The 14,563-nt window shown below is 44.0% G+C and carries 9 protein-coding genes; 6 read left to right on the top strand and 3 right to left on the bottom strand.

Features of this window, described 5'->3' with window-relative positions; genetic code table 11:
- Positions 1-3,000 (bottom strand): SusC/RagA family TonB-linked outer membrane protein, encoded by a 3,000-nt coding sequence (locus DQQ10_RS09875; RefSeq protein ID WP_112746701.1) that lies wholly within the window; start codon positions 2,998-3,000, stop codon positions 1-3.
- 201 nt (positions 3,001-3,201) lie between these two features.
- On the opposite strand from DQQ10_RS09875, the gene DQQ10_RS09880 reads away from it, so the two are divergent.
- The 6 genes from DQQ10_RS09880 to msrA all read left to right on the top strand — a co-directional run bounded on the left by DQQ10_RS09880 (position 3,202) and on the right by msrA (position 11,592).
- Entirely contained in the window at positions 3,202-4,245 is a 1,044-nt protein-coding gene (locus DQQ10_RS09880) for a LacI family DNA-binding transcriptional regulator (protein WP_112746702.1), read from the top strand.
- A 288-nt stretch (positions 4,246-4,533) separates the two neighbouring features.
- Entirely contained in the window at positions 4,534-6,936 is a 2,403-nt protein-coding gene (locus tag DQQ10_RS09885) for a glycoside hydrolase family 31 protein (RefSeq protein WP_112746703.1), read from the top strand.
- A gap of 99 nt (positions 6,937-7,035) precedes the next feature.
- Complete coding sequence (locus tag DQQ10_RS09890; RefSeq protein ID WP_112746704.1) at positions 7,036-8,379, top strand: MFS transporter; 1,344 nt, start codon at positions 7,036-7,038, stop codon at positions 8,377-8,379.
- Positions 8,376-9,569 carry an alpha/beta hydrolase-fold protein gene (locus tag DQQ10_RS09895; protein ID WP_112746705.1) on the top strand — a complete coding sequence of 398 codons (1,194 nt, stop codon included), beginning with the start codon at positions 8,376-8,378 and terminating at the stop codon, positions 9,567-9,569. Before DQQ10_RS09890 ends, DQQ10_RS09895 begins: the two co-directional genes overlap by 4 nt.
- A gap of 54 nt (positions 9,570-9,623) precedes the next feature.
- Positions 9,624-10,766: a hypothetical protein gene (locus DQQ10_RS09900; RefSeq protein ID WP_112746706.1), complete on the top strand. Its 1,143-nt coding sequence runs from the start codon at positions 9,624-9,626 to the stop codon at positions 10,764-10,766.
- A 157-nt stretch (positions 10,767-10,923) separates the two neighbouring features.
- Complete coding sequence (gene msrA, locus DQQ10_RS09905; RefSeq protein ID WP_394341969.1) at positions 10,924-11,592, top strand: peptide-methionine (S)-S-oxide reductase MsrA; 669 nt, start codon at positions 10,924-10,926, stop codon at positions 11,590-11,592.
- A 147-nt stretch (positions 11,593-11,739) separates the two neighbouring features.
- On the opposite strand, the gene DQQ10_RS09910 is transcribed toward msrA, so the two are convergent.
- Positions 11,740-13,677 (bottom strand): GAF domain-containing protein, encoded by a 1,938-nt coding sequence (locus tag DQQ10_RS09910; protein WP_112746707.1) that lies wholly within the window; start codon positions 13,675-13,677, stop codon positions 11,740-11,742.
- An 8-nt stretch (positions 13,678-13,685) separates the two neighbouring features.
- The gene (locus DQQ10_RS09915; RefSeq protein ID WP_165823874.1) at positions 13,686-14,189 is read right to left on the bottom strand and encodes a YfiR family protein; all 504 of its coding nucleotides are present in this window, start codon (positions 14,187-14,189) and stop codon (positions 13,686-13,688) included.
- Positions 14,190-14,563 lie beyond the last annotated feature (374 nt).

Below are 14,563 nucleotides of genomic sequence, written 5' to 3' on the forward strand. Positions count from 1 at the left end.
TTAGAAACCAACATTCACACCAACCAAGAACGTTCTAGAGCGTGGATAAACATTGTTATCAATACCGCTCGGAATTTCAGGATCCATTCCAGAATAATTTGTTAGGATGAACAAGTTCTGAATCGTTCCATAGACACGAATTTTTGCCTGCTTCAACTTTTCGATTCTATATCCGAGCGTCAAGTTATCCATGCGCAGGAATGACCCGTCCTCCAGATAGTGATCAGAAGAAAGTTGGAAGTTAGAGAAACCGGTTTCAAGGGCCGATGATGGAATATTCGTGAGCACTTGGTTCGCTCCGAGAATATTAATCGCACCATTCGCACTCGCTACATTGTTATAAACATAATTTCCGATGCTTCCACGAAGTGTAAAGCCCAGATCAAAGTTCTTGTAGGTCAGATTAGAAGTTAACCCTAATAGAACCTTAGGATTTGGTGATTCTGTTGGTACGCGGTCTTGGTCGTTTACATTGCCGTCACCATTTAAATCAGCATACATATCTTTAAGATCGGCAACGCCATCGTGATTGTAATCAACACCGTCTAAAGCTAACTTACCATCCTCTGTCTTAAGATGTTCAAATACGCGGTAGGCATTAACAGGGTTCCCTACTTTCAAGATCTGGATATTACTTCCGACACCACCAGCAATCCCCCCGGTCTCATAGCCCTGGAACGCAGGGTCGTCAGTCCCATCTAAAGAGATGATTTCATTTTTATTTGTTGATATATTAAATCCAACATTCCAACGAAGATCTCCCTTATCAATAGCAACAGCCTCTAATGAAAGCTCAACACCACGGTTCCTTACTGATCCGATATTCGTAAGCACTCGATCACCAGGCGCGGTTCCCGCGGGCGTATTAACCACAAATAATAAATCTGTTGTCTTCTTGTTGTAGAATTCTACGCTACCTGTTAATCTACCCTGCAACAAGCCAAAGTCAAGACCAATATTAAGCGATGCAGTCTCTTCCCACTTAATATCACGATCGACTGCTGTCGGTTTAATCGGCGATACAAATTCATCACCAAAAGGATACTCCGCAAATCCATTTGTTGCCGTGTATGTCGGGATATACAAGTAGTTGCCAATTTCCTGGTTACCATTTATACCATAGCTTGCACGAAATTTGAAGTCGGCAAACGTATTCTTCAAGCCTGTGAAGAAGTCCTCATCAGAAATTCTCCAAGCAAACGCTGCCGAAGGGAATGAACCCCAACGATTCGATTCACCAAATCTTGATGAGCCATCGCGACGGTAATTCACAGTAACTAGGTACTTATCTTTCCATGAGTAGTTAACGCGGCCGAAGAATGATATCAATCTATTTTCCTGTGGATCAGCAAACACTACAGTTCTCTCAGGGTCTCCAACAGAAGGATTTTCATAACCATAGTCATTGGTTGTTAATCCACGGGCTGTTAGTCCGCTGCGATTCACGGTAAAGTCTTGCCATGAATAACCTGCAGTCGCATCAATTTTACCAAAGGAGAATTCTTTCACATAGTTGAAATAGTACTCAATCAGTTTATTCATTCTATTCGTTGTCTCGATATCCACTTGACCTGGAGCACTTGCGGTTGCTTGCGCTTTCAAATACGTAGGCTGGAAAAATCTTCGTTGCGCATTGATGATATCCGCACCAAGGTTAAGATTTGCGCGCAAGCCTGGCAGCAGATTATCGAATCTGTAATCAAATTGAAGATTACCTAATCCACGATAAACTTTTCCAATATGTTTTGTCAAATCCTGAATAGCAATTGGATTTTGTGCGCCCTGCGGGCTAGACCACTCAAAGTATCCGCCATACTCGCTGTCTTCATCATAGATAGGTTGTGTTGGAGCAAACGCATAAGCCGCGCCGATGCCTGCACCATTGTAACGATCTTTGGTTTCTGCAACTTTCAAATTTGCATCAATGCTCAATTTGTCATCGAACAATTTTTGATTTGCATTAACAGCAAAGGTAGTTCTCGTGGTTCCTGATTTAGTAATTGTACCGGTTTGATCCACATAACCTACCGAAGCACGAATACCTGTTTTTTCTCCACCGCCAGAAACTGAGATATTATGGCTCTGCGTTATTCCATCCTGAAGCAACTCGTCTTGCCAATTTGTTGATGTGTTTTCTGAAAGCTCTCCTAATCTATTCGGGAAATACTGAGCAACTACCTCAGTGAATTGAGCTGCATCTAGAACATCAAGCTCCTTTGTTACTTTTGAAATTGAATAAAATCCATCGTAAGTAACAGTGGCTGCAGAACCTGCCTTACCTTTCTTCGTAGTAATGATGATTACGCCGTTGGCTGCGCGAGAGCCGTAGATGGCAGCAGCTGAAGCGTCTTTCAATACTGTAAAGCTTTCGATTTCGTTCGGATTTAAAAAGTTAAGTGGATTCCTTCCACCTGGATACCCAACGTTGTCTACGGGCACACCATCGATAACATACAATGGGTCATTGCCGGCATTAATTGACGTACCGCCTCTAACACGAACCGTCAATCCACCACCAGGCTCACCACTGTTTTGCGTCACTTGCACTCCCGCAATTTTACCAGAGATCAATTGTTCAGGTGCAACGATTGCACCACGGTTGAATGATTCTGTGGTGATCGCCGTTACAACGCCAGTAACGTCCTTCATTTCTTGTTGGCCATATCCAACAACAACAACTTCTGAAAGCGCAGTGATATCAGACTGAAGATCAATATCGACAACAGATCTTCCAGTCACCGAGGCCTCTTGAGTAGAATACCCTACAAATGAAAAGACTAATGTTGAATTTTCTGGCACTTGAATAGAGAACCTGCCTTCCGAGTCAGTTACAGTCCCGTTGTTTGTTCCTTTTTCGACCACACTTACGCCAGGGAGGCCTGTACCGTCGTCTGCGGATTTCACTGTGCCTGTAATTTTAGCCTGTGCCCAAGCCTCCGAGCTTATCAGCATCAAGATTAAAAACAGCACCTTACTACAGGTTTGATAGAGTTTCATCATAGGTTAAATAGTTTGGTAATAGTTACTGGTAAATTTGGGTTTACGTCATGAAAGTATTGGGATTGTGTATTCGAAACATAAAAACACACATAAAAATTCACGAAACCGCTACCGGAATCGGAATCGCATACGTTTGCGAATATTTGCGAAAAAGTTGCGGAACGTTGCGGTGATTACACAAAGTTTTACAATCTTGCATGCATGAAGTATAATCAGGTTACCATTAAAGACATTGCCCGCGAATTGGGCATCTCTCCTTCCACTGTTTCCCGCGCTCTCAAAGATCACCCAGACATCAGCCCGGAAACTAAAAAAGCTGTCAACGAACTCGCTGAAAAACTGAACTACCAGCCGAACATCGTTGCCCTCAGCTTGCGCCAAAGCAAAACCAACACCATCGGCGTTATCATCCCTGAAATCGTTCACTTCTTCTTCTCTACTGTTATCAGCGGTATCGAAGACGTAGCCTATAGCGCCGGATACAATGTTATTATCACACAGTCAAACGAATCTCTCCAACGGGAAAAGACTGATATTAAAGCGCTCTTCAACAGCCGTGTTGACGGTATGCTTATCTCATTATCACGCGAAACCAGCAGCTTCGAACACATCGATAGCATCCTTGCCAAAGGTGTACCGATGGTATTCTTCGATCGCGTGTACGATACACCGAATGCATCTACTATTATAGTAGACGACTTGAGTGGTGCGAAAGAAGCAACACAACACCTCATCGACCAAGGTTGTACGCGCATCGCACACTTGGAAGGTCCGCCAAACTTGGGCATCACCAAGCAACGCCTCGAAGGATATTTGGAAGCGCTCAAGGAAAATAATCTTCCTGTCATTCCTGAATTGATCGTTTCTTGTCCGCTGGGTACGATTGAAGAAGGAAAACTCGCTGCGGAAAAACTGCTCGCGATGGCACAACCACCGGATGGTATCTTCTCTACCAATGACCCTGCTGCCATGGGTGCCATGCAGGTTATCAAAGACTCTGGATTAAAAATTCCAAAAGACATCGCTGTCGTTGGTTTTAGTAACTGGTTCTTCAGCAGCTTGATGGATCCACCATTGACATCTGTTGATCAGCCTGGTTTTGAAATGGGACAAGAAGCGGCGAAGTTGTTGATCCGTCAGATCGAAGTAAAATCAAAAGAAAACATCGATCCAACACCAGAAACAAAAGTTCTCAAGACACGTCTGGTCGTTAGAAATTCTTCCCTTAAGAAAGGCAAGAAGTAATTCTGATTGCCCGATTCAATCTTCAAAAGCCTGTTCATGATTTATGGACGGGCTTTTTTGTTTTAGTTCACTGTTCACAGTTCACGGTTGACGGTTCACTGTTAATACGTTTAAACAGTTCGCAAACCAAACAGTGAACAGTGAACCGACACACCGTAAACTCTCACACCACAAACGTTGTAGGTAAAATGTTACCGCAATCGATTTCGGATTTTTAGTGTCATCAGCGGTAGGTTTAATCTTCTTATTTACTTTTAATTAGAAGAACATTAACGCATCAAAAACCGCATGTCTAGAAAAATCAATGCGCCTCTCAGCAAAAGTTTAGGTGACCTGAAAGAATGGAAGAAGATTCACAGTGGTTTGGAAGGCACCACATCGGCAGGACATTTTCGAGTACTCACCTATGGCGAAGGAATCATTCGCATCACAATATCGCTCGACACATTCGAAGACTTCTCTTATGCTGTCGTTGCAAAACCAGAAGATGTAAAAGCATCGATCACAGAATCGTCAGATGTTATTCAGATTAAGACGAAGAGCGTTGCGTTGCAGATAAGCAAAAGCCCAGTTCGCTTTACACTCCTTACACTAGACGGACGCATCATCAACGAAGATGACGCTGCTTTCGGAACGAACTGGAATGGAGAGCAAGTGACAGCGTATAAAAAGCTTCAAGAAGGAGAGCGTTTTATTGGCTTAGGAGAAAAAACAGGACCGCTCGATCGTAAAGGTCATGGCTATACACATTGGAACACCGACAACTTCGCTTACTCTCCTGGCGCGGATCCACTTTACTGCTCAACACCATTTTACATCGGCATTCATAATAAGCTAGCCTACGGAGTATTTTTCGACAACACACATAAAACATTTTTCAATTTCGGTGCTTCCAACAATAGATTTGCAAGTTTCTCCGCCGACAGTGGTGAAATGGATTACTATTATTTCCACGCCGCTTCTGTTGCCGACATTATCAAGCAATACACGCATGTGACGGGGCGCATGGAGATGCCACCGTTGTGGAGTATTGGATACCAACAGTGTCGTTATAGTTATTATCCCGATAAAGAAGTATTGACCCTTGCGCGAACATTTAGAGAAAAAGATATTCCCGCAGACACGATTGTATTTGACATCCATTATATGGAGCAGTACAAGATATTTACGTGGAGCAATCGCGACTTCCCCGATCCAAAAGCATTATTAACACAATTGCGCGACCTCGGATTTCAAGTAGTTGTGATGTGTGACCCAGGAATAAAAGTAGAACAGGGCTATAAAACGTACGACGACGGCGTTGAGCAAAACGTATTCTTGAAATATCCTGATGGAACAAATTATACCGGACAAGTTTGGCCGGGATGGTGTCACTTCCCTGACTTCACCAACCCAACCACACGCCAATGGTGGCAAGATCAGTTTAAGGAATATGTTGATTTAGGAATTCAAGGTTTTTGGAACGACATGAATGAGATCGCCACTTGGGGACATATGCTTCCTGAGCACGTCGAGTTTGATTTCGAAGGAAATAAAGCAACGATGCGCCGCGGACGAAATATTTATGGTTTCCAAATGGCGAGAAGTACGTACGAGGGAACAAAAGCATTATTGAAAGGAAAGCGTCCATTCAATTTGACGCGTTCTGGCTTCTCTGGTATTCAACGATACGCTGCCGTGTGGACGGGCGATAATGTGGCCTACGATGAACACATGCTCTTAGGGGTTCGCCTTGTCAACAGCATGGGCCTAACCGGCATTGCATTCGCAGGCTATGATGTTGGTGGATTTGTAGGCGACGCAAACTCAAAACTTTTCGCGCGGTGGATTTCTATCGGTACCTTCTCTCCTTTCTTCAGAGGTCACTCGATGATTAACAGTCGTGACTCTGAACCTTGGGCATACGGCGAAGAAGTAGAACAAATTTCACGCAACTACATTAAATTCAGATACCGTCTTCTTCCCTACATCTACTCGTTATTCTTCGATGCTGTCACCACGGGGATGCCCGTGCAACGATCATTGGCCATCGACTATCCACATGATCAAAAGATCTACGATGGACAATTTCACAACCAATACCTTTTTGGCCCTTCGATTCTTGTTGCACCTGTGGAAAGCAACAAGGAATTTGTAAAGGTGTACCTTCCGGAAGGTGAATGGTATTCGTTGTATTATGGAACAAAACATCAGGGAAACACAGAGCTTATCACGGAATGTCCAACGCACAGGCTACCGGTTTTTGTGAAGGCAGGTGCATTGATCCCGATGCAGCCTACAAAACAAAACACACAGGAAGCAACGACCACGCTTCAATTACATGTGTATGTCGGAGCAAATAACAACTCCTTCACTTACTATGAGGATGATGGTTCAACTTTCCAATATCAACGTGGCGAGTACGCAAAACGAGAACTTCGTTACGAAGGCGAGACAAGAAAGTTAACAGTGGGACCTGTCGAAGGACACTACACGACTGGCATCAAGAAGCTGAAAGTAATTTTTCATGGTCTGCACATGAATCAAATCACCGTGAATGGACAACATCACACGTTGCATCACGAGGTGAATCAATTTTTTGCTCCCCTTGAAAAGTTCGATCCTATTTATGATCCAGAACCGGCGCCACAAGAAGATGTACTTGCCATTGAGGTAGATTATACAGCAGAAGCTATCCTGATGAAATGGTAATTTGAATTCAATGATTGGCAATCTCCGTGTTTTTGCAGATTTTAGTAGACAACAATCGATAGCGGTAGCTGTTGAAGAATCCGATTTAACCATATCCTCATGAGTTCCCCTTCCTTCAACCGACCGCGCTTAAGTGTCCTTCAAATTATCAACATGAGCGTTGGGTTCTTCGGAATTCAATTTGGGTTTGCATTGCAAAATGGTTTCGCTTCAAAAATCCTCACAACCTTTGGCGCCAACGTAGAACACCTCTCCCTTTTTTGGCTGGCGGCTCCATTGACGGGGATGATTATTCAACCCATTATTGGCCACTACAGTGATATTACCTGGACGCGACTCGGAAGACGTAGACCGTTTTTTCTCACGGGTGCGATCATTGCCTCGACCGCATTGATCTTCATGCCGAATGCCGATATCCTGGTGCACGTATTACCGCCACTTTATGTAGGTGCAGGCATTTTGATGATCATGGACGCCTCTTTTAACGTGGCCATGGAGCCATTTCGTGCCCTTGTCGCCGACTTACTCCCATCAGATCAACGCACCCTTGGCTTCGCAATCCAGACGTGCCTCATTGGTTTAGGCGCTGTCATTGGATCAACGCTTCCGTACATCCTTACCAAAGTATTCGGTGTTACAAATGTAGCCGCAACCGCAGGTGTTGTAGCGCCAAATATTGTTACCGCATTTTACATCGGCTCTTTCATTTTCATTGCTGCTATTGTGTGGACTGTGATTACGACAAAAGAATACCCAGGAGAACATACCACGGACCAGCTAGCGAAGGAAGGTATCGGACAAATCTTTCGCGATTTTGTCGCAATGCCCAAGACGATGAAACAACTTGGTGTAGTCCAGTTCTTTTCATGGTTTGCATTATTCTCCATGTGGGTATTTACCAATTCAGCCGTCGCCGGTCATATTTACAAAATTGCACCTGAAAATATGGTTGACAGCAATCCTACGTACGGAGATGCCAGCGATTGGGTCGGCGTGATCTTCGGCGTATACAATGGTGTGTCGGCGCTATGTGCACTCTTTCTCCCAGCGATTGCATTTCGTCTTGGCAGAAAACTAACGCACGCCATCTCGTTAACCATCGGTGGTGTTAGTTTGATCTCCATTTATTTCATTACGAATCCAACACTACTCGTCATACCGATGATTGGCGTTGGGGTTGCTTGGGCGAGTATTTTAGCCATGCCGTATGCCATCCTCGCCGGCGCTATTCCGCCGCACAAAATGGGAATCTACATGGGGCTGTTCAACTTCTTCATTACCCTTCCGCAAATTATCAATGGTTTTGTCGGTGGACTTATTGTCAAGCACATGTACAACGGACAGCCTATACTCAGCATCGTCATGGCGGGTGTATTCTTCATCATTGCAGCAGCTTGTGTCAGGTTTGTCGACGACCGAGACGATACATTAACAACAGCATGAGAACGATTTGTCTTGTAGCTTTTATGGTCGTGGCTTTCACGGTTAACGGTCAAGACCGGTACAAGACATTTTCCTCGATTCTCAAGAATCTCAGTAATGCTGGTACAGCAGACCAACAATGGTCCACGCTAATTGCAGAAAACACCATTCCGCTCGTGGCAGACGACTCCGTTGCCTTCCTTTACCGCGGTGAGGCGACCAGCGTGCGTTGGATGGGTGACTTTAACGAATGGGGCTACGACAAAACATTTAAAAACACCGGTACGAATATCCCAGGAACAAATATCTGGATACTCAAAACCTCCTTCCCTGCTGATGCGCGACTCGATTACAAAATCGTATTGAACGATACGGAATGGATTCTTGATCCCAACAACCCAAATCAACAGTGGTCTGGCGTTGGCGGTGGCAGTCCCAACTCCGAATTACGAATGGGTCAATGGAAAGTCGACCCCATAACGGAACCCCTAGACGCCATCTTCCATGGCCGTGTGATTCAAGATGTCCTGATTAGAAGTAATACACTCAACTACCAAGTATCTTATTCGATTTACCTTCCTGCGAACTTCAAGAATGTAACCAACGAAGTTTACCCCGTCTTATATGTGACTGACGGGAACGAGTACATGCACGAGAAGATGGGAAACATGATCACAATTCTTGACAACCTCATTCACCTGAAGAAGATCAAGCCGGTAATTGTCGTATTTATCGACCACCGCGAACCCGTAAACCGTTCTAACAATCGCCGTATGAAAGAACTCGCGATGAACGAACAATATCTAAACTTCATCGTGAAGGAGCTAATCCCCAAGGTCGAAAAGAACTATCCGATCTCCACCCATCCGGAAGAGCGTGGCATCCTGGGCACATCTATGGGAGGTCTTACGGCAGCCTACTTTGCTTTCTCCAAGCCAGATATATTCGGCCTGGCGGGAATTCAATCGCCGGCATTCTGGTACAAGCCAGAGATCTACCTGCATTGCGGTAATCCGGCTCGCCCACCCGTCAAAACGTTCTTAACTACCGGCACGATTAAAGACACTGAAGAAGGCGCTAAAAAGATGGAATCTATCCTGGATAAAAACACATGTACCTTTCAATACCGGGAAGTACACCAGGGACACTCCTGGGGCAACTGGAGAGACCTTATTGACGACGTCTTGATTTACTTTTTCCCCGCCAACTGATTAAATTTGCGGCACCGTAATTGTTTAAAACCCTTCGCCTTAATATTTACACTTATGAAAATCGGACGTTTACTTGTCGTATCAAGCCTTGCCATTCTATGCGCTTGTAGTTCAGGAAAAAAAGCCTACGAGCGCGGTGACTACTATGAAGCTGTGATGAAGTCTATCGGCAGACTTCGAAAAGATGGTGACAACTCTAAATCGACAGAGACGCTCAAAAATGCATATCCGCTCGCCGTCGAATTCTTCGAGACGCAAGCCAACAATGAAATTGCTTCCAACTCTGCTTTCAAATGGAAGAATGCGATCCAATCGTACAATGCCATTAACCAGATGTACGAAGAGATCAGACAGTGCCCTGCCTGTATGAAGATTGTGAAGAACCCGGTGAACCACTATGCTGATCTTGGCCCGCTAAAAGAGAAAGCCGCAGACGAGAGTTACAAAGCTGGTATTGAAGCGCTCATGAAAGGAAATAGAAATGACGCACGCCGTGCCTATTTCAATTTCGTTGATGCGCAGAACTTCGTTCCTGGCTTCAAAGACGTGGTTGAGTATCTTGACAAAGCGAAATTCGAAGCAACACTCAAGGTCGTTGTTGAACAAATACCGGTTCCTGCACGCTACAATCTAAGCGGTGGATTCTTCCAAGACAATGTGGAGCAATACCTTCATAACAATTACCCTGACCAGGCGTTCATTAAATTCTATACACCAAAAGAAGCTGAAGCAATGAAGCTTGCCCAAGTGGATCAAATTCTCCGAATTCAATTTGACGATTTCTCCGTTGGCAACTCTGTTCTAAAAGAAAAAGAAGAAACGGTAACGAAAGACAGTGTGAAAGTAGGCGAAGTAAAAGTTGATGGAAAAACTATTCCAGCTTACAACACGGTGAAAGCAAAACTCACCACCTATCGTAAAGAAATTATCTCGAATGGTTTATTGAGCATGGTTGTGGTCGATGCCAAAACAAAAGGCGTATTATCACATCGCAAGTTCAATGGTGAATACGTGTGGGTAAGTCAGTGGGCTAAATTTAACGGCGATGAACGTGCCCTCTCCGACCAACAACTTGCTATCTGCAAACAAAAAGAACTGCAACCTCCCGTGAATCAAGATCTGTTCTTAGAGTTTACGAAGCCAATTTACAATCAGTTGATACCGGCGTTGAAAAGTTTCTACCAGACGTATCAATAGGTTTCCGATACTGTATAATCCTGCCCATCATATAATATGATCGGCAGGATTTTTTATTTCTCGATCACGATAGCAAGACTTCCTGCTCCTGGAGAGAAACATTTTTCACCATCCCATCAAACCATTTTCTACGTACATAGGTTATGTTTAAAACAACATGAAAATGAAGATCAATCTTTTATCATTATGCTGCTTTATGCTTATCGCGGGCAGCTCATGTGGTCAAAAAAGTAATGACAAAAAACAAGAGGTAACGCAAAACAAGGCTATGGTAAATCAATCGAATGAAGGTCTCTCGCTTGCAACTTTTGGTTCCGGATGTTTCTGGTGCACTGAGGCTGTATTCTTAAATGTAGATGGCGTGGTTAAAGTCGCTTCCGGTTATAGCGGCGGTAAAGTTAAAAATCCAACGTATAAAGAAGTTTGCAGTGGTTTAACGGGGCATGCAGAGGTGATTCAGGTAACTTACGATGCCACCAAAGTATCCTATGATGAGCTGCTAGAGATCTTTTGGGGTACACACGATCCAACAACCCTGAACAAACAAGGTGCTGATGAAGGTACACAGTATCGCTCAGTCGTCTTTTATCATAACGACGAACAGAAGCAGCTGGCTGAGGGATATAAAAAGAAACTTGATGAATCCGGAGCGTTTTCTGATCCGATCGTAACTGAAATTTCGCCGCTCACAACATTCTATGTCGCAGAGGACTATCACCAAAATTATTATAACCTCAACGGCAGTGCGCCCTATTGTAAATTTGTGATTCAGCCTAAACTGGAAAAGTTTAAAAAGGTGTTTAAAGAGAAACTTAAAAAATCATAAAAAATTTTATGGCCGATCGCAACCTCAGGTGGAGAGTCCCGTTAGTATTCTCAAGAGTAGAGTAATTCTTCTCATAGGTTTAGGTTTAGGTAAACAAAAAAGCCCTGGGACGCAGGGCTTTTTTGCATTTATGAGGTTTCTGAATTTTTACTTCAGCTCGTATGCTATCTCCATTACCTTCGTTACTTCTCCAGAGCGATTCTTAATCGGTGAGAACGCTGAGCGAACGTTGATCATCTCGCCCTTGCGATTAATGCGCATGAACATGCCTTTCTTCGGATAACCACTCGCAAGATCTTTCCAGAGCTGCTTATACTCGTCGCTTCCCTTGTCTTGCTTGGTCGCAAATATTCTATGATGCTCACCTACGACTTCGTCTTGTGTGTAACCAAACAACTCAAGGAAGTTGCTATTCACTTTCGCGATGGTACCATCAGGATAATATTCAGCCACAGCAAGCGAACTATGAATGGCATTCAATGTACTCTCTGTTTCCGCCTGTGACCGCTGCATCTCTTCTTGCGTTGCCTGCAACTCTTCCATGTTCTGACGCATCTCTTCTTCCTGTGCACGCATCTGCTCCGTCATCTCTTGAGACTCTTCCAACAAGAGTTGCGTTCTCGCATTTACCTTTACCGACGAAATAGTCGATGCTATACTTTCTGCAATCTTCTGCACAAACTCAATTTCGAAATCACCAAACACATTGAAAGATGCAATCTCTACAATACCGAAAATCTGGTCATTGATTTTTAAAGGCACGATCAATACGCTGGTCGGATTCGCGTCTCCCAAGCCCGATACAATCTTGATGTAATCTTGTGGTACTTCGGTGAGATATATCGTATCGCCTTCTTGCCAAGATTGACCGGATAGTCCCTCGCCGCGATGGATCTTATGATTCAAAAATTTCTTCTTATCCCATGCATAACATGCCTTCATCGACATGGTAGCCTCTTCGTCTTGCTGCGTATCGTCAATGATGTAAAGCGCGCCTTGGTTGGCACGTAGGTACTTCACAAGATTACCAATGATCTCATCGGCGAGCTTGTTGAGGTCACTGCTATTGGTACGTAGAATCTCCCCAAACTTTGCTTGTCCTTCTGTTGCCCAGTTACGCTTCTTATCATCTTCCGCTACCTTGGCAAGGTTGTTACGCATGTTGATCAACGCGTTTCCAAGTACGTCGTGTTCGCTAAGCGGCTGGAATTCCATGTTGTAGTTTCCATTACCAATATTCTCTGCAAACAAGCTTGTTGACTTCAAACCCGTCACCAGGCTATCCATCGCGACAGCCATTTCGCCAATTTCATCGTTGCTGGTATTGGCCTGTTTTTCCTCCACCAACTCTCCGCGACCGAGTTTTACAACTACGTTCTTCAAGAAGTTTACAGGTCTTGTAATCGCTCTTCTCAACAGAAGGGCGCTCACAATGGCGATCAGAATGATTGTCAATCCAAGAAAGAGCGTATAGTTACGAAGACTCGCGATCGAGTCAACGATGTCCTGATCAGACTCTGAAATCACGGCATCTTGCATCGCTGTAATTTTGTCAAGATTAGCAATGATGCGTGTTGTGCGAGGGATGACTTGATTCTCAATTACATCTTCCGCCAAAAGTTTTGTCAAACCATCTTCATAGCTGTCGAAAGTTTGCAAGTTCGCCATGATGTTTTCCTGCTGGATTTTCAGCAACGAGTCGAACTGTGCGAAGGCTAGTTTCATCGCTTCCTTCTGTTCATCATCCCAAGTTGCCATCAATGTCGAGATGTCGTTGCGGAGCGTTGGATAGTCATTCTGTTGAAGTGTCTTCAACGCATTCTTATCCGTTTCATTGGACATCAAATAAACCCAGTTCGTGACCAACATCTTCGACTGGGTTGCCATCAACTTGAAGTCTTTGATCTTGGATTGAGAAGGTCGATAAGTTTCCTTGGATGCCTTCACGACATCGTCGATAACATTACCTTGTATAAAAATGATTCCTACGATGACGATGAACAGGACAATCAAAATAAGAAAACCACCGAGTATCTTCGTCCCGATGGTTAACCGAATGCCTGTCTTCCTTTTTTCTCTTTCCATAGATTAGTTTAGATGATCACTGCGAGGCGTGTCAATTCAATACTCACTTTAAGACTTTGTTTTGCTACGGCGCCTTGATTTAATTCAAAGGCTAATTTACCGTCTTTCACGATAAAATTAATATCGCTTCCCTTGGCGCCCAGTCCTGGTTCTTCGGTAATCACCAGAATAGACTGTGTTCCAACTTTAGCCAATACGTTTTCTATTTGATTTGATTTTGCAGAGGGCACATACAATATGTTGCACTTTCGGATCTCAGAAGGGCTGTTAATCTTCGTTACCTTGATGGTACGATCACCTTGCACTTTCTTGGCTGCCGACATGGCTTTTAATTCGTCTAGAATAGGGCAATCGCCTAAAACTAAAATCTCAAAATCGCCTTGATTGTAAGCATCTGGCCACTGTACATAGCGTGTAAAACTAAAGATAAAGACAGACTGATATTTTTGGGTCTGCGAGAAAACTTGGATGCTCGCGAGGGTTAGGGCCAGAAGTAATAAGCTTTTCTTCATGCTTTGGTAATTATAATGCTTCTTTGAGAAGCAAGCAAAAATATGCCCGTCCATATACTAAAATGTTTAAAATTTCGGTGTTTTCTAACATCTGCCTGTAATTGCAAGAAGTTAGCCAATTTTTTAAAATGGTTAAACGACTTTCATCGTATTCCGTCGTCGTGCTTCCCAATCACCGTGCGCCGAATTTCAACACATAGTTCCTTTTGCGACCGCCGTCGCCTTCAAGCCCATCGCTAATTCCTACAACGGGAAGTTTCCTTCCAAAAAATATCGCTGCAAAGTGACCGGAAGGCGCGACAAACTTTTATCTTGTTATCCAGAATACCCGCTACCGAAGCGGCCTAGTTCTATCGGCCACCAACCCCGCTACT

Origin of the sequence: Pseudochryseolinea flava (genome assembly GCF_003286915.1) — a bacterium.
In the GTDB taxonomy this organism is placed as follows: domain Bacteria; phylum Bacteroidota; class Bacteroidia; order Cytophagales; family Cyclobacteriaceae; genus Ohtaekwangia; species Ohtaekwangia flava.

Coding starts and splice junctions, on each gene's coding strand:
- DQQ10_RS09875 (WP_112746701.1), bottom strand. CDS start 3,000: ATGATGAAACTCTATCAAACCTGTAGTAAGGTGCTGTTTTTAATCTTG.
- DQQ10_RS09880 (WP_112746702.1), top strand. CDS start 3,202: ATGAAGTATAATCAGGTTACCATTAAAGACATTGCCCGCGAATTGGGC.
- DQQ10_RS09885 (WP_112746703.1), top strand. CDS start 4,534: ATGTCTAGAAAAATCAATGCGCCTCTCAGCAAAAGTTTAGGTGACCTG.
- DQQ10_RS09890 (WP_112746704.1), top strand. CDS start 7,036: ATGAGTTCCCCTTCCTTCAACCGACCGCGCTTAAGTGTCCTTCAAATT.
- DQQ10_RS09895 (WP_112746705.1), top strand. CDS start 8,376: ATGAGAACGATTTGTCTTGTAGCTTTTATGGTCGTGGCTTTCACGGTT.
- DQQ10_RS09900 (WP_112746706.1), top strand. CDS start 9,624: ATGAAAATCGGACGTTTACTTGTCGTATCAAGCCTTGCCATTCTATGC.
- msrA (WP_394341969.1), top strand. CDS start 10,924: ATGAAAATGAAGATCAATCTTTTATCATTATGCTGCTTTATGCTTATC.
- DQQ10_RS09910 (WP_112746707.1), bottom strand. CDS start 13,677: ATGGAAAGAGAAAAAAGGAAGACAGGCATTCGGTTAACCATCGGGACG.
- DQQ10_RS09915 (WP_165823874.1), bottom strand. CDS start 14,189: ATGAAGAAAAGCTTATTACTTCTGGCCCTAACCCTCGCGAGCATCCAA.